General features: G+C 71.1%; 8 protein-coding genes. 3 read left to right on the top strand and 5 right to left on the bottom strand.

Features of this window, described 5'->3' with window-relative positions:
* Positions 1–46 precede the first annotated feature (46 nt).
* Genes ACZ6N8_RS18910 through ACZ6N8_RS18920 form a run of 3 tightly spaced genes read right to left on the bottom strand, consistent with a single transcriptional unit; the run spans position 47 to position 12,619 of the window.
* Positions 47–3,634: an amino acid adenylation domain-containing protein gene (locus ACZ6N8_RS18910; protein WP_466011493.1), complete on the bottom strand. Its 3,588-nt coding sequence runs from the start codon at positions 3,632–3,634 to the stop codon at positions 47–49.
* Positions 3,634–5,784 carry an amino acid adenylation domain-containing protein gene (locus ACZ6N8_RS18915; RefSeq protein ID WP_466011495.1) on the bottom strand — a complete coding sequence of 717 codons (2,151 nt, stop codon included), beginning with the start codon at positions 5,782–5,784 and terminating at the stop codon, positions 3,634–3,636. Before ACZ6N8_RS18915 ends, ACZ6N8_RS18910 begins: the two co-directional genes overlap by 1 nt.
* Positions 5,785–5,839: 55 nt before the next feature.
* Complete coding sequence (locus ACZ6N8_RS18920) at positions 5,840–12,619, bottom strand: amino acid adenylation domain-containing protein (RefSeq protein ID WP_466011497.1); 6,780 nt, start codon at positions 12,617–12,619, stop codon at positions 5,840–5,842.
* Positions 12,620–13,508: 889 nt separating this feature from the next.
* Here ACZ6N8_RS18920 and ACZ6N8_RS18925 point away from each other — a divergent pair.
* From ACZ6N8_RS18925 to ACZ6N8_RS18935, 3 genes are all read left to right on the top strand, one after another.
* Positions 13,509–15,116 carry an MBL fold metallo-hydrolase gene (locus ACZ6N8_RS18925; RefSeq protein ID WP_466011499.1) on the top strand — a complete coding sequence of 536 codons (1,608 nt, stop codon included), beginning with the start codon at positions 13,509–13,511 and terminating at the stop codon, positions 15,114–15,116.
* Positions 15,117–15,156: 40 nt separating this feature from the next.
* The gene (locus ACZ6N8_RS18930) at positions 15,157–15,924 is read left to right on the top strand and encodes a thioesterase II family protein (RefSeq protein ID WP_466011501.1); all 768 of its coding nucleotides are present in this window, start codon (positions 15,157–15,159) and stop codon (positions 15,922–15,924) included.
* 74 nt (positions 15,925–15,998) lie between these two features.
* Entirely contained in the window at positions 15,999–18,494 is a 2,496-nt protein-coding gene (locus ACZ6N8_RS18935; RefSeq protein ID WP_466011503.1) for a non-ribosomal peptide synthetase, read from the top strand.
* 52 nt (positions 18,495–18,546) lie between these two features.
* Here ACZ6N8_RS18935 and gntA read toward each other — a convergent pair whose 3' ends face one another.
* Positions 18,547–19,221 (bottom strand): guanitoxin biosynthesis heme-dependent pre-guanitoxin N-hydroxylase GntA, encoded by a 675-nt coding sequence (gntA, locus tag ACZ6N8_RS18940; RefSeq protein WP_466011504.1) that lies wholly within the window; start codon positions 19,219–19,221, stop codon positions 18,547–18,549.
* A 44-nt stretch (positions 19,222–19,265) separates the two neighbouring features.
* Positions 19,266–20,318 carry a scyllo-inosamine-4-phosphate amidinotransferase gene (locus tag ACZ6N8_RS18945; RefSeq protein ID WP_466011506.1) on the bottom strand — a complete coding sequence of 351 codons (1,053 nt, stop codon included), beginning with the start codon at positions 20,316–20,318 and terminating at the stop codon, positions 19,266–19,268.
* Positions 20,319–20,378: the final 60 nt, after the last annotated feature.

The following is a 20,378-nucleotide window of genomic DNA, read 5'->3' on the forward strand; positions in this document are numbered from 1 at the left end:
GTCGGCGGGTCGGCGGGTCGGGGGCGTCGGACGGGGGCGGGACGGGTCATGACTGTGCGAACCGAAACCCGCCGAAGGTCGTAGGGGCGGCCGGCGCGAGTTCCGCGTCGGTCCGCAGGTCGAGGTCCGTCCAGCATCGCCCGGGTGAGTCGACCATCGCGACCAGTGCGCGGACGACCCGGTCCAGCAGCAGTTGAGCGGTGCCGGGCAGGTACAGGTCACTGTCGTACTGGAGCAGCAACTGCATCCCGTCCGGACTCTCGCAGCCCTGGAAAGACAGGTCGAACGGGCTGCTGTCCAGCGGTACCGGTGCACCGGAGAGGGTCATGCCTGGCGGTTTGCCCGCGTCGATGCGTGGATAGCAGGTCACCCACACGTCGAAGTACGGGTTGCGGTACATCGGCTTCGGCGCGCCGAGTCGGTGCACCAGTCGGTGGAACGGGTAGCGGGCGTGGTCGACAAGCTCGTGCATCCGCCCGCCGACCGTGTCGAGCAGGTCGGCGACCGGCCCCGGAAGCAGCGGTACCCGAAGCGCCGCCGAGTTCGCTCCGCAGATGACGTGTTCGGTGAGCCCGAGTTCGCCCCGCAGGTTGACTGCGGTGCCGAGGCAGATGTCGGTGGCCGCGGTGCTGCGGTGCAGCGCCACCGACACCGCGACGGCCAGGGGCGCGACCAGGTCGGTGCGGGCCGATCGGGAGAGCCGGCGCAGCGCTGCGGTGACCGGCGCGTCCACGTGTGCGCGGACCACATCCGCGTGCCGCCCCGCCGCGCCGGTACGTGGCCTGTCGATCGGCAGCTCCAGCGCGGGCGGGGCGGGAACCAGGCGGGACCGCCAGTGCTCCAGTGAGGCGTCGAGTGCACCGGAGTCCAGCAGCGCCGACTCGGCTGCCGCCACCCGCGTCGGATCACGGTCGAGCTCGGGCAGGCCGGCTGGCCGGAGCCCCGCCGCCTCGTCGCACAGCGCGGTGAGATCCCGGGCCAGCACCTCGAGCGCCGGGCCGTCACAGATGATGTGGTGCGCGACCAGCAACAGCCGGTCTCGCCCGTCCGGCAGGCGGAAGAACGTGACCCGCAGGAGAGGGCCCTTCGCAAGGTCGAACGCGTGGTGCGCGCGGTCGTGGACGGCCTCTCGCAGTGCCTCAGTCGGCTCGGGCGAGTCGCGGAGATCCACGACATCCAGCGGTACCGGGGGAGCGTCGTACCGGACGGACGGCTCTCCGGCGCTGCTGCCGATGGTGACCTGCAGCAGCGGATGGCGACGGCGCAGCGCGGTCAGCGCCTCGCGCAGGACGTCCGGCGCCGGGGCTCCGGTGCACACGAACAGGGCGGGCACGTGGTAGGTGGCGTCATCGTCCGATCCCGACTGGTGCAGCAGCCAATGCCACTGTTGCACGGGCAGCAGGCCGGCCGTGTCGACGATCGGCGTCGGCACTGGCCCGGCCGAGGGCGCCCGCACCCCCGAGGCGGCGTCGGCGATGCGGGCCGCGAGCGCCACCGGTTGCGGACATTCGAAGACATCGCGGGCGCGCAGCGGCACCTCGCAGTCCGCGCTGAGCCGTGCTGCCAGCTCTGCCGCTCCCAGGCTGTAGCCACCCAGGACGAAGAAGTCGTCGTTGGGGCCGGCGTCGGGAGTGCCGAGAACGTCGCGGAACGCGGCAAGCGTACGGTCGAGGAAAGGCGCGGCCGCGGCGGCCACCGGTGCCGCCTGCGGCGTCCTCGGCAACGGCCGGCTCGCCAGTGACCGCCGGTCCACCTTGCCGTTCGGCGTGTAGGGAACCTCGTCCAGCGGCACGACCGCTGCGGGCACCATGTAGTAGGGCAGTACCGAGGCCAGCTGCTCACGGAGCAGATCGCCGTCGGGCGCATCGCTGCCGGGTCGCGCCACCACGTACGCGACCAGAAGCCGCTCGGTCGCCGTCTCGTGCACCACCGCCACGGCCGACGTGATACCGGCCGACGCCGTCAGCGCCGTCTCGATCTCGCCGAGCTCGATGCGGAAACCGCGGAGCTTGACCTGGTTGTCGGCGCGGCCGCGAAAGTCCAGCATGCCGTCGGGCCGGAAGCTGGCCAGATCACCTGTGCGGTACAGCCGGCCTTCCCGGTCGACGTCCGGCAGGTCGACGAACTTCTCCGCGGTCGCCGAGGACAGTCCCAGGTACCCCGCACCGGGGCCCACCCCGCCGATGTACAGCTCACCTATCGCACCGGGCACCGAGCGACCGCCCCACGGATCGAGAAGGTGGTAGCGGAGGTTGTCCATGGGGCGACCGATGGTCGGTGGGGCGTCGGTGGCGTCTGCCAAGCAGCGGTGCCAGGACTGGAAGACGGTGGCTTCGGTCGGCCCGTAGACGTAGATGAGATCCCGTCCGGGCTGCCAACGGCGCACCAGGTCCGGACCGAACAACTCACCGCCGGTGACCACGGTGCGTACCGTCGGGAAGTCCTCCGGATCCAGGTGGGTCAGCAGCGACGCCAGCAGGAAGACGGTGTCGACGCGGTGTTCGTCGACGAAGGCGGCGAGGGCACGGGCGGAGACCCCGGGCTCGTCGAACGGGACGACCGCAGCACCGGCGTACAGCGGCGCCAGGATCTCCCACACGGCGACGTCGAATCCCGGACTGGCCAGTTGCAGGCAGCGCCCGCCAGGCGCCAGCCCGAACTGCCGCGCGGTGGCCTGCAACAGGTTGTGCAGGCCGCGCTCACCGATCGCCACTCCCTTCGGTCGGCCGCTCGACCCGGAGGTGTGCATGACGTACGACAGCGCGTCCTTCTGCTGCGGGACGGTCCAGGAAGCATCCTGTGGGGGTCGCCCGGCCAACCGGTCCAGGTCGATCGGGACGAGGGTGCGGTGCGGCACCACGGTGGCCGTGGCCGGTGTGGACACCAGGTGCTCGACCGGTGGCTCGGCGGTCATCTGCCGGATCCGCTCGGGCGGATAGCCCGGATCGATCGGTACGCAGACCGCGCCGATCCCCAGGACCGCCACCCAGGCCACCACCAGCTCCGCGGACCGGGGCAGGCAGACATGGACGTACGAGCCCGGTCGTACGCCGGCCCGGCGCAGGTCCGCTGCGAGCGCAGCAGCCAACCGCTGCACCGTGCGGTGATCCAGGCAGCCGTCGGCGGTGATGACCGCCGGCAGGTCCGGATCACGGCGCGCCAGCTCTGCCAGGTGCTGCGACACCGACAGCGCGGGCAGGTCCACGGCTGTGTCGTTCAGCTCCGTCACCAGGCGGCGTCGTTCGTCAGCCGTCATGAGTGGCAGTCGGGACAGCGGGACGTCAAGATTGCCCGGATCAGCCAGGAAGCCGACTGCCGCCTCGACCATCGAGGCCAGCCGATCGGGCGGTACCGGTGCCGGACGGGCCCCGCAACTCAGCACCCCGTGCGGGGACTGCGCTTCAGGATCGAGCAGCCAGCCATCGTGCGCCGGCTGCGGTGTATCGACGGCCAGTGCGAGGCGCGCCGCCGCCACCAGCGCCCCCGACGTGTGGACGGTCGCCGCCGGTACCCGCACGGTACGGGTGTTCCCGGAATCCCGGACCGTGAGCGCGATCTCGGTCTCGCCTTCCAGGTGGCCCAGTACGGCCGCGGCGGCGGCGAGCACCACGGCAGGGTCGGCACGTCTGTCCATCAGTGCGTCATCCTCGACTCGTGACCAGCGGAAACCGCGCCGAGCAGGGTGGGCTCGGAGGCGGGTTGGGCGGCCAGGTCCGCTGCGGCCCGTCGCGCCAGCGCAGCCCGGTCGACCTTCCCGTTCGGCGTCACCGGCACGACAGCGAGACCGACCACCACCTCCGGCACCATCACCACCGGCATCGATCGACGGGCGTGGGTGCGGATCGCTGGCGGGTCGGCGGAAGCGGGGCCGCTGACGTACGCCACGAGCGCCGTGGTGCTGACCCCGTCACCGACCGGCACCACGGCGACAGTTTCGACTCCGGGAACCGCGGCCAGGCCTGCCTCCACGTCACCCAGCTCCACCCGGTTGCCGCGAATCTTGACCTGACGGTCCACGCGGCCGAGAAACTCCAGCACGCCGTCCGGTCGCCACCAGCCGCGGTCGCCGGTGTGGTAGCGGCGGCCGCCCGGCTCGTCGGGCGCCTCCCGGAAGACCCTGGCCGTCGACTCGGGCTGCCCTCGGTAGCCGTCGGCCAGGCCAGGCCCGGACAGGCAGATCTCGCCGGCGAATCCGGGCGGCAACCGGCGCCCATGAGGATCCAGGACCTTCACCACCGTCCCGGCCACCGGTCGCCCGATCGGGTGCCCGTGCCATGGGCCGCGACCGTATTCCAGGGCTGTGGAACCGACCGAGTTCTCGGTCGGACCGTATTCGTTGACCAGCCGCACGTCGGGCAGCAGTCGCCGGTGCCGCCGGACGAGGTGCGCCGGTACCGCCTCACCGGCGACGGTCACCACCAGCAGGCTGTCCGCCCCGCGGGCCAGGTCGTCCAGGAGCATCTGGTAGAGGCTGGGCACGAATGTGGCATGGGTGACGCCGTACCGACGAACGACATCGCAGACGACACCCGCGTCCAGTCGGTGGTCCTCGTCGAGGAGGATCAGCTCCCCACCGGCGGCCAGCACGGAGAACACGTCGGCCACGGAGCTGTCGAAGAACAGGGACGGGACGAGCAGCAGCCGGGTGGCACGGTCCATGCCGTGGTGCCGGCGCCGCCATTCGACGAAGCCCTGCACGGCCCGGTGCCGCACCTGCACCCCCTTCGGGACGCCGGAGCTGCCGGAGGTGTAGATGACGTACGCCAGGTCGTCCGGCCGAGGCAGCTCAGGCAGGTCCGGCTCGATCCCGGGGTCCGCCTGTCGTACCAGGTCGGCCGCGGTCACCGTCGGGTGCTGATGCTCGGGCAGGCCGGCGTTCGCGGACGGCCCGTCCTCGATCACGAGGCGTGGCGACACGTCGGTCAGGACGGCCCGGGCACGGGCCGGGGGAAGCTTCGGGTCGAGTGGAACGTACGCGGCGCCCGCCCGTAGCACTCCGAGGATGACCGCCAACGTCTGCCAGGTCTTGCGAACCGTAACCACGACGGCGTCACCCTGACGGACACCGTAGCCGGGCAACCGTCCCGCCACCCGTTCCGCGGCGGCGAACAACTCGCCGTAGGTCAACCGGTGCCCGTCCCGGTCGGTGACGGCCGGATCCAGCGGCTGGAGGGCGGCGTGCCGGAGGGCGTCGGACAACAGGGTGCGGTCCCGCGCGGCGGTGTCGCACCCCCTCTCCCATCCCGCAAGCGTGTCGGCCGCGGCGGCGGGCAGCGGATCCAGACCGGTGAGCGCTTCCCGTGGCCGGCCGAACAGTCCGAGAGTGTGGTCGACGACCTCCGACAGCACGTCCGCGAACCACTGCTCGAACCGGCTGCGATCGAGGTCGATGCGGAGGCGGCGGGGATCCTCGCCAACCGGGCCGAGCGTGACCGTCACCGGCGCGAGCAGCGGCGGCGTGGCGACGGCGGCCGAGGCGACCAGCACCTCACTCGGGCTCGAAACCGGTTTCCCGGCCGCCACCGCGGCGTCGGTGGCCATGATGAGATCGGCGGCGGTGGCCACCGCGGAGAGGTCCAGGTCGCACACCACCTGGCCGTCCGGACGCTGGACCTGGACGACGGTCTGCTCGACCGCCTCGGCGGTGGCCACCACGAAGGCCACGGCGCCGGCCAGCAGGACGAGTTCCTCGGCGGGGCGGCCGCCGGCGACCCGGGCGAGGGTGGCCCGCGCCGGCGCGCTGAGCGGGACCTCGGCCCGGACCCTTCCTGGCGCAGGCGGCACGGTGCATCTGGAGCGCAGGCGTGGCGCCGGCCCGTCGGTCGGGGAGGTGGGAGACTCAGAAGTCAAAACTCGTCGCTCCCCACTGGTCCCCGGCCACGATCCCGGCCGGCTCCCTCGCGTCCGCCGCCTCGGCGAGAGGACCTTCCGGCCGCATGTGCAGCGCGGACAACTCGGCGGTCAGGTCAGCGAAGATCTCCGCCGCCAGTGCCTTGTCGAACAACCCAGGCTGGTACGCCAGTTCCAGGACCAGGGCACGGTTCTCCTCCCGCGCGTACAGGCGCAGGTCCGCGGTGACCGGCGGGTCGGCCGGCGGGTACTGGCGGACCCGGTAGCCGGCACCCGGCCGGTCGCCCCCGTCCAGGTACGTGCCCTCCCAGCTCACCCCGACGTCGAAGAAGACGTTCCGTCCCGGCCGGCGGGGCGGTCGTATCTCCGTCACCAGGTGATCCAGCGGGAGTTGACCGTGCTGATAGGCGGCGAGGGCGCGGTCACGCACCTGGACGAGCAGATCTCGACGCGTGAACCTCGGCTCGGGCGCCAGGCGCAGCAGCGACTCGTCGACGAAACAGCCCACGGCCCGTGGGCGCTCCGGCACGCTTATCGGAAAGCCGACGAGCAGATCGACGGCGCCGGAGCGCCGGTGCAGCACCGCCGTCAGGGCGGTGACCACAGCCATGAACATGGTGGCCCGGTGCTCGGCGGCGTAGGAGCGCAGCGCGTCCGTCTCGGCGGGATCGAGGCGGCCCTGCACCAGGCCGGCGGCCGGTGGCCGCCGAGTCGGACGGGATGCCGTCCCGGCGATCTCCAGCACCGGCAGCGGACCCGCCAGCAGGTCGAGCCAGTAGGCGAGGGCGGCGTCCGCCGCGGGGGAGGCCAACCAGGTGCTGCGCTGTTCGGCCCAGTCGAGGAAGCCGGGTGCCGGCGTCGGCAGAGGTGGCCCGCCGGACAGCAGTTGGTCGTACGCCTCGATCAGGTCGTCCACCAGGACACCCAGGCTGTCCCGGTCCCACACCAGATGATGAGCTGTGACGACGAGCGCGTCCCCGCCGCGCACGCCACGCAGGTGCCGCACCTGGAACAGCGGGGGGCGGGCCGGGTCGAACACCACCTGTCGTGCCTGTTGGGCGACGGTGGCCACGATCGGGTCATCCGGATCGGTCCCGGTGGGCAGTTCGACGCGCACCAGCGGTGACTCGGCCGCGGGCCCGGGGTCCTCCTGGACGAGTTCGGCACCGGTGAACCGGAACCGGATCCGCAGGCTCTGCTGCCGGCGGACCACCGCGTCCAGCGCCTCGCGCAGAAGATCGGGGTGCAGCTCCCGGTCCAGGAAGACGACGCTTGTGACGTTGAACGCGGTCGCCGTGCCGGCACGGGAAGCCAGCCAGATGCGGCGTTGGGCCGCTGTGGCCGGGCCGGAGACCAGCGGTACGGACGGCTCGACCACAGTCTCGTGCTCCGCCGGAGCCGGTGGCGACGGAATCTGCCGGAGTCCTGGCACGGTGGCGAGGTGCGCGGCCATCCGGGCGATGGTCTGGTGCTCGAACACCACGCGCAGCGGGACCTCGACGCCGAGGGTGGTGCGGATGCCCCCCACGATCTCGATCGCGGTCAGGCTGTGTCCGCCGAGTTCGAACAGGTCCGCGTCGACGGAACGCACCTCGCGCTGGAGCGCCCGCGTCCAGATGTCACGGAGAACGGCCAGGAGATCATCCGGTACCGGAAGCGTCGGCGGGGGCTCCAGGATCGCGGTCGAATCCGGAACGGACGAGGTGGAAGGGCCGATCAGCAACCGGCCGTCCGGCAGCCACCTGCCGAACGTGCCGGTGCGGTACATCCGTCGACCGGGGCGCAGTGGGTGGCGTGGGAACCGCTCGGTTTGGAGCCCACCGGCGCTGACGTAGCCCCTCGCCAGGCCGGCGCCGCTGACGCAGATCTCCCCCGGTAGACCGGGCGCCACCAGGTCGCCGTGCGCGTCGAGCAGGTCGACGAGCCGGTTGGTGAGGGGCAGGCCCGGTGCGCCGGCCTCGTCCTCGACCCGCGCCGGAGTGAGCAGGAGGCCGTACTCGACCGTCACGTACTCCCGGAACAGTTCGATCTCCGGTGCGCCGACGGGAAGCGGCGCTTCGGTGGGCACCTCGCCCAGCACGACCCGCTCCAGCCCGCGTAGGGCGTGCCCATCGTGGTGCTGCAGGCGGCGGAACTGCTCCGGTGAGGTGGACAGGTGCGTGACGCCCTGCTGCCGGATCTCCCGGCACAGCGCCCCGGGCTCGGAAAGGTGCGCGGACGCCACCATCACGACCGTCGCACCCGCGGCCAGCGAGGTGAACAGTTCGGCCAGGCCGATGCCGTCGTGAGCGGGACGGCCCAGGAGGGTGACCGCGCCGGCCTCGGGACCGCGGTGCCGGATCTGCTGGAGCGCGCCGTCGACGACCTGGCGGTGTTCGACAGCCACGGCCCGGAAGGCCGGGGCGTCGGGGACGACGACGGCCCAGGCCAGGTTGTCCGGCCGTACCGCGCATCGACCGGCGGGGCCCGCCGGGGACGGCGGCGCCTCCGCCGGGTCCAGCACCGGCACGGCGGTCAGCCCGCCGAGTCGTGCCGCGTGTTCCGCACCCGCCAGGACCCCAACCGCGGCGGCCTGGGTGAGCAGCGTGGCCAACCGGTCCGCCGGCTGGTCGGGGTCGAGCGGCAGGATCGCGGCGCCCGTCTTGAGGACCGCGAGCATCGCCACCGGCAGGTGGACGGTGGGCGCGGCCACCACCGCGACGAGGTGCTCCGGCCGTGCCAGCGTGAGCTCCCGCAACCGCTGCGCCAGAGCGTCCGATCGGCTCTCCAGCTCGGCGTAGGTGAGTGTGACGTCGCCGTGCCGCACCGCCGGGCGGCCGGGATCGGTGGCGGCCCGGTGCGCCACGAGGTCGAGCAGCGTCCGCTTCTCCGGCACCGCCGTGGCGTTCATGCCGTGCAACAGGGCGGAGACCTGGTCCGGCGGCAGCATCGCAGGGTGCTGCACCGGCACGTCCGGGGCCTCTACCAGGCCGGCGATCAGGTGGGCGAGTTGCGCCGCCAGCCGGCTGACCGTCGGCTGGTCGAACTGGTCCGTGCGGTAATGGAGCAGGACCTCGCCGGTGCCGTGCAGGGCCCCGTCCGGCAGCAGGTAGCTGACGGAGAGGTCAAAGTCGGACACCGGGGGCTGTAGCGGCAGTCGCTGAGCGCCCGTGGTGTCCGGCGTGTCCGCCTCGGTCAGTTCCATCGAGACCAGGACGTCGAAGAGCGGGTTGCGACCTGCTGCGCGCTCTCGGCCCAGCTCGTCGACCACCCGGTCGAACGGGTACTCCTCGTGATCGTGAACGGCCAGCGCGGTCCGGCGCGTCTCGTCGAGCAACGTCCGGAACGAGTCGCCTGGTGCCAGCACGGTCCGCAGCACCACCGTGTTGACGAAGAGTCCCACCTCGTCCGCCAGGCCGGGAGCGTTGCGTGCGGCGACGACGGTGCCCAGCGGCACGTCCACGGCGCCGGTGATCCGGTAGAGCAGAACCCGCAGGGCGGCGACCCCGACGTGAAAGGCCGTCGCGCCGGTCTCGCGACACAACGCCTGCACGTCTACCAACACGGGGGGTTCGATCGGGACGCGTACGAGGCCGCCCTCGTTGCTCCGCTTCGCCGGCGGCAGCCGGTCGGCGGGCACCTGGGCGGGGTCGGGCAGATCAGCGAGAAATTCCTGCCAGAAGGCGGCGTGTGACCTCTGCTGGTCGGAGAGCCGCTGCGTCAGCAGGTCCGACTGTCTGGTGTAGCCGAGCACCGCCGGGAGCGTCGGGACGGCGTTCCGCTCGGCAGCCCGGGCGGCGGCCAGCAGGTCGCGCACGATGACGGCCAGGGACCATCCGTCCGTGACGGCATGGTGGATGGTGAACAACAGCACGCCCGGCTCACCGTCGGGAACGAGGTGGCGGAGCCGGATCAGCGGACCGGTCGCGAGGTCGAATGTGAAGCGAAGCTCCTCCTGGTACGCCCGCCGCAATGCTGAATCCGGCGAACTCTCCAGGCGTTCGATCGACAGGTGGACCGCTGCCTCTGCCGCGGGCAGCACCACCTGCTCCAGGCCGGTGCCGTCGGCGGCCGGTACGGTGGCGAAGCCGGTCCGCAGTGCCTCGTGCCGTTCGACCAGGAAGGCCAGCGCGGCCCGCAGCGCGGCCGGGGCGATCGCTTGCTCGAGCCGGTACGCCTCCACGACGTTGTACGTGCGGATCTCACCGTCGTCGAGGTGTTCGAGCAGCCACATCCGGCGCTGGGCGTTGGAGGCCGGGGCGCGGCGCGGGCCGCTGTCGGCCGCGCTCGGCGGCGGAGTCGGGACGGCGACGTCCGGTTTCCGGTTCTCGGCCAACCCGCGGCGCAGCGCGGCGGCAAGCGCCGCAGGCGTACGGGCAGAGAACACCTGTCGGACGGTCAGCTGCTCGGACGAGGCGTCCGAGCACAGGCGGGCGACCAACTGCGTCGCGGTCAGGCTGTGCCCGCCGGCCTCGAAGAAGTCCTCGTCGGCCTGCCGTGGAGGGACACCCAGAACGTCCTTCCACGCCTGCGCCACCCGGTGGTCGGCCTCGTCCACCGGGGTCCACGGCCCGTCCGCCGCCTCGAGCGGAAGCGCGGCCAACGCGGCACGGTCGATCTTGCCCATCGGTGTCAGGGGCAGGGCGGCCACCTGCCGGCAGATGGCGGGGACCATGTGCGGCGGCAGCAGCGCGGCGATGGCACCCCGCACGGTTGCCGGTGCGAGCGTGACTTCGGACGTGTACCAGGCTGACAAGGTCACGTTGCCGTGCGCGTCCGTCCGTGGCGACACGACCGCCTGTCGGATCTCCGGGAGGCTGACCATGACCTGCTCGACCTCGCCGGGCTCGACCCGGTGGCCGCGCAGTTGCACCTGGTTGTCCGCCCGGCCGAGGAACTCCAGCTCGCCCGTACCGGTCCAACGGGCCAGGTCGCCCGTGCGGAACGAGCGTCCCACGCCCGGCACGGGACAGTCGACGAACCGCTCTGCTGTGGCCTCCGGCGCGTCGAGGTAGCCGTCGGCGACCGCCGGACCCGCGAGGTAGATCTCGCCCGTCACGCCGACCGGCGCGAGCGTGTCGCGGGGGCCGACGACCACGGCGGTGTATCCCGGGGACGGTCGTCCGATCGGCACGGAGGTGAGTTCGACCGCTCGGTCCCCGGCACAGATGAAGGAGATCGCCTCGATGGTGGTCTCGCTGGGTCCGTACAGGTTGGCGAAGGTGTGCACCCGCAGTCGACCCTGGATGCGCTGCATCAGGCCACGGGGAATCGCGTCGCCGCCGAGGAAGAGATGCCGCAGGGGTACGCCGGCGTCGCGGGGCAGCACCTCCAGCATCGCAGCGAGCAGCCCGGGGGAGCAGTTGATCGTGGTGACGCGGTAACGACGGACGCGCTCCCAGAAGGTGTGCGGATCGAGCTCGTCCGGAGCGCCGATGGACACCACCGCGCCGCCGGCGGCGAGGGTGACGAAGATGTGGTAGCTGGTGCCGTCGGAGGAGATGGCGAAGACGAGTGCGCACCGTACCTCCTCGTCGAACCCGACATGGTCGACCGAGCTGACCGCCTTGTGGCTGATCTGGTCGTGCCGCAGGGCGAGGGGGCGCGGTAACCCGGTGGAGCCGGAGGTGAAGAAGACGACGGCCTCGTCCCCGGGCCGGGGCGGTTCCGGTAGTTCCACCTCGTCGGCGGTCGACCAGTCGTCCGAGGCGGCGAGGAGTTCGTCGATGGACACCGACCGGAGAGCGTGCGCGGACCCGGTCCGGTCGTGGCCGATGACCACCGTGGCGCCGCAGCCGGTCAGGAGTCGGCTGACCCGCTCCGGTGGATGGCCAGGATCGATCGGCACGTAGGCCGCGCCGGCCCGAAGCACGGCGAGGATCGACAGCACCAGGTGGGCGCCGCGCGGCAGGAGCACCGCGACGCGCTGGCCATGCCCGACGCCGTGTCGGTCGGCGAGGAGGGCCGCGGCGCGCCGGGCCCGGCCGTACAGCTGTGCGTAGCTCCACTCGTGGTCCGCGTCGACGACGGCCGGCCGGTCGGGGTGCCTGGCCGCGCTTGCCTCCACCAGTTCGACAAGCGTCCGCGGCGGGAACGACTCCCAGGCGGGCAAACCACTCCATCGCTCGATGTCGGCACGCATCGCCGGGCCGAGGACGTCGAGGTGCCCGGCCGTTGCCTGCCAGTTGTCCACCATGGAGGCCAGCACCGTCGCCAGGCACCGGGGGAGTGCGGCCATCGCGGCGGGCACCCGTCCGTGCGCGCCACTGACCTCGATCGAGAGGCTCCCGTCGGCCTGTGGCAGCCCGTGCACGAGCACCTGCACCTGACCCGTGAGCGCGCGGCCGTCCTGACCGTCGCCCCACAGCACGGCGAGCTGGGACAGGGCGTCGCCGTCGATCGAGCCGGTGGCGTCCAGGCTGGACGCCAGCGCGGCCCGGTCCTGCCAGGCGTACGGACTGGACGCGACGAGATCGGCGTACAGGTCCTCGAGGAAGTCGGCGACCGGGGTGCGCGGAGCCAACCAGGTGCAAAGGAGGATCTCGCCCCGTGGACCGGTGACGTCGGCCGCCGGCATGACGAGTGCCAGGCGGTCTCCGGCGCCGAAGGTGGCCAGTGTCAGCCGGGTGGCCGCCACCAGCAGAAGGTTGAGACCGGTGGGATCATCGCCCGTGACGGTCGTGAGCGCCTCGACGACGGCAGGTGGCACGTGCTCCGCGGCGGGGTCGGGCACCGACGCGCCGCCGGCCTGGAGCAGTGGGTCGCGTTGGAGCCCTCGCAGACGACCCAACCAGTGGTCCCTGATGACCGCGGCCTGCGCCGCGGAGGCCGCGACCGCTGTCCCGGGCGAGTGGACACGACCCAGGTTGTGATCTGACAAACGGAACTCCTTGACGTAGCCGACTCAGCCCCCGAGGCATCCGTCGCACAGCATTTGCCCGGCAAGGGCCGGACGGGGATTCCCGCCCGGCCCTTGCCGGTGTCCGTCAGCCCTGAAGCTTGTCGTACGCCCCGTAGCGGGAGAGCTTGCTGCTGATCGGAGCCTTCTTGGTCTGCTCCTGGGTAGCCTTGGCAGCCTTTTCAGCCATGAGGATGCTCCTTCGTTAGGTGCGGGCAGAGAATGCCAGCCAATATTGGCTCCGCCAGTATGCATAGGCGCCGATTGCATGTCTAGAGGCAATTGACGAGTTAATCGTGGCGGCGCCGACAAAAGAACCTGCAGATTATCCAGCTGCGCCGCCTCGCCGCCGTCCCACAATATCGCCGACGAAGACCGTCGAGGCGGTTGGCGGATGCTCCCGCGCAGGTAGGCGCCGGAAATGCTCCTGCTGGAGGGCTTCGGCAAGCCGAGTGTGATCTGCATCACGTTGAGGTTGATCACTATGACTTGTTACGGTGGCGCCATCGTATCCGCATCAGTCGGATGATCGATAAACGGGGGCTACAAAGATGTTCATGTCGCGCTGCGGGTCTTCCAATTGTGCAGTAGAGCCAAAGTTGAGCCCACGCCTCGATGGCCGAGAGGTGCCTTCACTCGAAGTGTGAAGGGGCTTGCTCGCGCGGTGGATATCGATTTCTCCAGCGATTCGCTGATGCACTCCCGTTGTTTTTCGCCCTGCCGTCGCGGCTGTTGTTGACAGGTTAAAGGCCGGGCGTTCTCAGGGAAGAAAAGGAGCGCCATGACGGTGAATCGGAAATTGACCCTACGGCCCGGCGTCGTCCCGCAGCCGCTTATTCACCGGTGGTACGCGTGGCCCTATCTGATCGCGCCGCACACGGGCGCGCTCAATCTCCGTGACCGCCTCATCCCGACAATGCGCAGCTATCTTGATGGTCCGCAGCTGCATGCCTCCGCGCTGGCAAATCCGGCCCGCTACGGTGGTCCCTTCATCAACCCCGGTGACGCCGGCGTTGCCGACGTCGAGCGGTTGCTGGAGCAGACCCTGCGTGCGGGACGGGCGAAGCTCACCTTTGCCGACGATCTCAACGCGCTCCGGCAGATGTTGCACGAGCGGGCGCGGGGTGGCTCGATGGAGGGGCTCTACCCTGAGGTCCCGGCCAGTCTGAAGGGGACGGTGGAACTCGTCTACGACACGGCGCATCGGCCCTCCGTGCGGTTCTTCGAGCCTCTCCTCTACCGGACGGCGGCCTTCGAGCCACACAGCCAGACTGTCTCGTTGAGCCCGCGTAGCCGCCGGCACCAGCCGTTCGTCTACGGCAGTCCGGTCCTGGCGGGTCCGGACCGGCTCGACATCGCCGAACCCTTCGCCTCGGCGGTCTGGGACGACCTCTTCGCCGCTCGGCTGACCGCGATCGACGTCCAGGAGCTGGCGGAACGATTCGAACTCGATACGCGGGCGCGGCAGCAGTTCGCCGCACTCTTCCAGGACGAGGAGCCGCCTGCGCCCCCTGCCCGGCCCGACCCGGGCACCGTCCGGATGCGGTACTTCAACCACGCCACAGTGCTGCTGGAGACCGAGAGCAGCGCGGTGCTCCTCGATCCGCTGCTCGGCTACCCGGACGACGGCTTCGAACACCTCACGCTCGCCGACCTGCCCGCGTACATCGACACCGTGGTGATCAGCCACTTCCACTCCGACCACTTCTCACTGGAGACGCTGCTCCAGCTCCGCAGGCGGGTGGGCACGATAGTGGTGCCCCGCAGCTCCGGGGGCTCGCTGCAGGATCCGAGTCTGAAGACCATGCTGCAGGCGTTGGGCTTCGACCGGGTCCGGGAGCTCGGCGAGTTGGAGACCTTCGCGGTGGGGGAGGGAGTCGACGTCGTCGCGCTGCCGTTCATCGGAGAGCACGCCGATCTCGACATCCGCACCAAGATGGTCCCGCTGGTCCGTGCCCTGGGCCGGTCGTTCATGTTCGCCACGGACATCACCCCGATCGAACCCGCGCTCTACGAGCTGGTGCGGGACGTCGTCGGCACCGTGGACGCGCTCTTCGTCGGACTCGAGTGCGTCGGTGCTCCGCTGAGCTGGCTCTACGGCCCTCTCATGGAGAGCAGGCTGCCCCGCGAGCAGGACCAGACCCGGCGGCTCAAGGGCTCGGACGCGGCAATGGCCGATCGGCTGGCACAGCAGGTCGGCGCCGGGCACGTGTACGCGTACGCGATGGGTCTGGAGCCCTGGCTGAAGCACCTGACCGGCTCGGACTTCGACCCGGAGTCGGAACCGGTGCGCCAGAGCGCGCTGCTCGGCGACCTGTGCGGGCGCCGTGGGGTTGGCGCCGAACTGCTCTACCTCGGGGGCGAGCGGGTCTGGTCGGCGAAGGCCTGACGATGTCGACTCGGTACGGCAGGGGAGGTCGTCGATAACGATGGCTCCGCTCGACACGATGCCCGAGCAGAACCGGGCACGGTGGTTCCTCCGTACCGCCGACCGCCCCGCCGCCCGCCTGACGCTGTACTGCCTGTCGCACGCAGGCGGGGCGGCATCTGCCTATCGTGACTGGTCGGCCCGCCTGCCATCCTGGATCGACGTCGCGGCTGTGCAACTGCCCGGCCGGGAACGCAGGATCGGGGAGGCCCCGGCCGTGGACGTGGCCGCCATCGCCGCGGCGGTCCGGGCGGACGCGGACGCCGTGGACCGGCCGTACGCGCTGTTCGGTCACAGCATGGGTGGCCTGCTCGCGTTCGAGCTCGCGCACTGGCTGAGGAGCGGCGGGGGGCCGGTGCACCTCGCCATCTCCGCGACCGGTCACCCGGTTGTCGCGCCGTTGACGTCGGCCATCTCCCACCTGCCGACGGCGGACCTGCTCACCTGGGTCCGTGAGGTGGGCGGCGCCCCGGACTGGCTGTTGGCCGACCCTCAGCTGGTGGAGCTGCTGATCCCACCCCTGCGGACGGACTGTGCCTGGATGGAGACGTACGTCTACCGGCCGAGGCCGACCCTCTCGTGCCCCATCTCGGTCTTCGCCGGAGAGGGCGACCCGCGTACGGGCACCGAGGCCCTGCTCGGGTGGCGGGAGGAAACCGGCGCCGGATGGACGCTACGACGGTACCCGGGCGGTCACTTCTACCTGACCGAACAGGCGCCGCACATGCTCGCCGACCTGGTGCAGGACCTGTCTGCCCATGTCCGCTGACCCAGCCCTGCGGCCGCGGGTCCCGGTGTGGAGGACGCATCATCGGATCTCTATCGCAAGCGGAGCGGACAACCATGACCACCCCACTTTCCCCGTCACCGACCCGTATCCGTCCTCGGCTCACCGCCCCGCCCGTGCCGGGGCGGGTCCGCAGCTCCCTCTCGCTGTCCGCCCCCGCGGCTGAGGGCCTGGCCCGGATGTCGAGCGGACGTCCGGGGAGGGAGACGACGGTGCTGGCGGCGGCTACCGCCCTGGTGGTGGCTGCGGCGGAGAACACGGCGACGCCCACGGTCGTGGTCGCCACGGCGGCCGGGCTGGTCCCGCTCCAGGTGGATCTCGGCGCGTCACCGATGACGGTCGAGGCGCTGGTCGACACGGCCGCCGCCACCCTGCACGCCGTGGCGACAGGCGCCGTCGAGCGCTCGGCCGGCGGCGGTCACGTGCTCGTCCGTTCCGGCCCCACCGACGCGGCGAGCACAGCCGCCGGGTCTGCGGCGATCGAGGTCGTCCTCACCCCCGACAGGTTGGTGGCTGAGGCCGACGCGACGTGGGTGGAGGAATGGTTCCTGGCGGTGCTGCTGCGGGCGGTAAGCGCCACCCTTGCCGCGTTCGTCGAGCGGTCGCGCCGGCTCGACGCCGTACCGGTGTCCGCGGAGGAGGACCTGGAGCGGTGCCGGGAGTACGGATGGGACCGGTTCGTCCCGCACCCGACGCGGACGACCCTGACGGCGGCGATCGCAGCGCGGGTTCAGGAGTCGCCGGAGCGCGTCGCCGTCGTCGTCGGGACGGAGACGCTGACGTATGCGGCGATGTGGGGGGCCGCCCAGCGGGTGGCGGAGCGCCTCGTCGGGCTGGGCGTCGGCGCGGGTGACCGGGTGGCGGTGTTGACCGGCAAGACGCTTCCGGCGCTACCGGCCATCCTGGGCGTCCTGCTCGTACGGGCCGCCTACGTGCCGTTGGATCCTCAGTCGCCTGCGTCCCGGCTGAAGGCCATCCTGGCGGACGCGTCCTGCCGGGCCGTGTTGAGCGCCGACGGACTAGCCGAGGGCCTGATCGGGCCGGCCCTCGGGGTCGAGGTGCTGGACGTCCGACGGATCGTCGACGAGTCGGAGGCGCCGTTGTCGACGGTGACGGCACCGGGACCGGTGGCGGACGACCCCGCCTACGTCATCTACACCTCGGGGTCGAGCGGCGTGCCGAAGGGCGTGCAGGTACGGCACGGGGCGATCGCCGGCTACGTCAGGTGGAAGGTGGACTACGACCGGCTCGACGGGGAAGCGCGAGTGCTCCAGGTGCCGTCGCTGGCCTTCGACAGTTCCGTCTCGGACATCTTTCCCGCCCTTGCCGCCGGCGGCCGGATCGTCCTGGTGGACGCGCAGCACCTGTCGCTGCGGCGACTTGCCGAGGTGGTGAGCGAGGAGCAGATCACCCACATGACTGTGGTGCCGAGCCTCTACCGGCTCTGGCTGGACGAACTGGCGCCCGTCGCCTCGTCGTTGCGGGTGGTGACCGTCGCCGGTGAGGCCACTGACGACTCCCTGGTCCGTCGGCACCACCAGGCGCTGCCCGGGGTCAGACTGGTCAACGAGTACGGCCCGACCGAGAACTCGGTGTGCGCGACCGCCTTCGACCAAGGGGTCGACTCCGGCCCGGGATGCCCGATCGGTCGGCCCCTGCCCAACACGGTGGTCACCATGGTCGGCTGGGACGGCCGGGCGCGGCCGCCGGGCTTCGTGGGCGAGCTGCGGCTGGCCGGTCACGGCTTGGCCGACGGTTACCACAACAGGCTGGAACTCACCCGGCAGGCGTTCGTCCCGGACTCGGCGGCTCCCGGCGGACGGTGGTACCGCACCGGCGATCTGGGCTGGTGGCGACCGGACGGGGCGGTGGAGTTCGCCGGCCGCGCCGACGACCAGGTCAAGATCCGTGGGCACCGGGTGGAGCTGGGCGAGATCGAGAGCGCGCTCACCGGCATGGCGGGCGTCCGCGCCGCCGCAGTCGTTGCCGCGCCGGGGCAGGACGGTGCTCCGGCCATCGTGGCGTACGTCGAGAGTGCCGTGCTCAGCGTCGACGACATCCACGCCGCGGTCGCCGACCTGCTGCCCCCGGCCATGGTGCCGTCCCGCTTCGAGCTGCGGCCTCGACTGCCTCGACTGGTCAGCGGCAAACTGGACCGCCAGGCGCTTGTCGGGCTGCCTGAGGACCCGGCGGAAACGCCGACCGTACCGGAGGCTACGGCGGATCGCTGGGCCGACGAGGTCGAGGAGGCGGTCGCCGATGTCTTCGGCAGCGTGCTGGGCCGGCAGCCGACCGGTCCCGAGGACGACTTCTTCGTCCTCGGCGGCCACAGCCTGGCCGCGATGTCGGCGATCGCCAAGCTGGAACAGCGGCTACTGGTGACAGTCGACCTCGGCGCCTTCTTCGACCACCCGACGATCCGGGCGGTCAGCGGCCTGGTGCGCGCCGAACAGGCGGGCCGAGGAGCCCGACCGGCGCCACCCGCGCCGGTCCGGCCGGTCGGGAACTCCGACGCCCTGCTGCGCCTGCTCGAGCGGGGCTCCGGCTCCTGACGTCACCTCCGTCGCGGCCCGTTCCGGCATCCACCGCCCACCTGTCGAATGATCACTGGACGGGCCGGAACGGGCACTGCCAGTCCGGGCTGGTGGCCCGTCCCGAATACTGCTTCGCCTCCGAGTCCTCCCCGGGGTCGGCGAGGTTGGGATTGATGGATCCCTGAAGCCGCTGTTCCCGATCGCGGATGCGCGCCTGCAGCCGTCCGTACGTGCCGGTGCTCCGTAGCCGTCGGAACTGGCGGTGGGAGTTGAAGGCGATCGCGGGCAGCGGGAACCTGCGGGACGCGCGGGAGGCGTTGGAGTGCATGCCGACCAGGAAGAACGGGTGCCCGGCCACGCTGAAGCCGAAGTACGGGGAAGCCGGATCGCGCTCCACCTCGGGGGTCCAGTCGAACCGGGTGGAGTCGACCGTGTGCAGATCCGACAGTTGTCGCCACAGCAGTGTCTCGAAGCTCTGCTCCGAAAGGTCATCCGGGCCGGCGAAGACGGCGACCAGGGTGGCGAAGTCCTCGGTGTCGCGGAGTTGGTCCTGAACGAAGCACTCGATGGCGGCGTGCAGTGGGGCGGCCGTGTCCGGTGCGCCGAGTGGTGGCAGCTCGGCGTGGAACAGCGACCTGCGGCGTACCGAGGCCCGGGCGCCGAGGCAGGAGAAGTCCTCGCTGACGATCCAGTTCTCCAGCTCCTGCCGGATGTCGCGCGCTTGAAATCTGGTGGTGTCCGACATGTTTCTCCGTCCTGAAACTGGCCTGCTGTCGGCGGGACGATGGATCAGGAGTGGTCCTCCAACGACCCGCGACGCCTGACGTCGAGGGAGACACAGTGGAGCCCGCCGCTGAGCACCCGGGCGTGGCGAAGCGGCAGCGGGATGACCTGCACCCCGTGCCTCTCCAGTGCGGTGATCAGCGGGCGGTAGGTCGCCTCGACGACGGCCAGACCGGGATTGATCATGATCAGGTTCATGCCGATCCAGGTCGACGCCCGCAACTTGCGGCTCGCGGGCTCGGGGTCGGGCACCGAGGGACACCAGATGACGTCCCAGCTCTTGAAGATGTCCGGCACCTGATCCGGCCGGACGCGATCCGAATTGAGCACGACCAGCCCCGGTCGGATCAGTGCGATCGTGGTGTCGACGTGCGTGCCGTCGTACAGGCCGATCAGTGGCTGGACCTCGTACCTGTCGCCGAGGACCCGTTGCAACCACCGGAGGCCGAGCATGTTCCCGCTGCTCGAGACCAGGTACAGGACGTGTCGTCCGACCCGGAGCACGTTTGCGGCGTCGAAGATCGGCTCGTGGTTGTTGAGGATCTGTCCGTCGGACGGACGCAGGTTGTAGGTCTCGTCGAGCAGGCGCGGCTTCGGAGCCGAGATCCAGTTCGCGCCGCTGTCGAAGTAGTCCAGCAGGATGCTGCGGTAGGCGAACGGCTCGAAGTAGCGCGTCCGCAGCGTCATCGGCGTCTCGATGATGGTGTTGCCGATCGGCAGCAGCACGTCGCGGGGACAGTAGTTGTACTCACCGTCGGCGCTCCAGTCCGGTGTCCCATAACGTGCCGCGTGATCCGAGACGTCCGGACGGCGCACCACGACACCCTGCGACTCGAGGACCTTGACGAACGCGTCCAGGTCCTCCGTGGTCTCCTCGATCACCTGCTGGTCGTACGGCCCGCTCGGGATGTCCGAGGCCTTCTCGTACAGATCGGCGTAGTCCACCGCGAAGAGCCCTCGGTCCGGTGAGGGAACGCGAGCGTTCACGGCATGGCCGACGATCATTTCCTCAAGCGGATCCCACTCGTTGTGGACCTCCACCAGTGACCTGGACGACATGATTCTCCCCCGTTGTGACGTGTTCGTACCGGACGGCGTCCGGCCGGCCCCACCGGGGCC

The sequence above is a fragment of the Micromonospora sp. NPDC047521 genome (assembly GCF_055587305.1).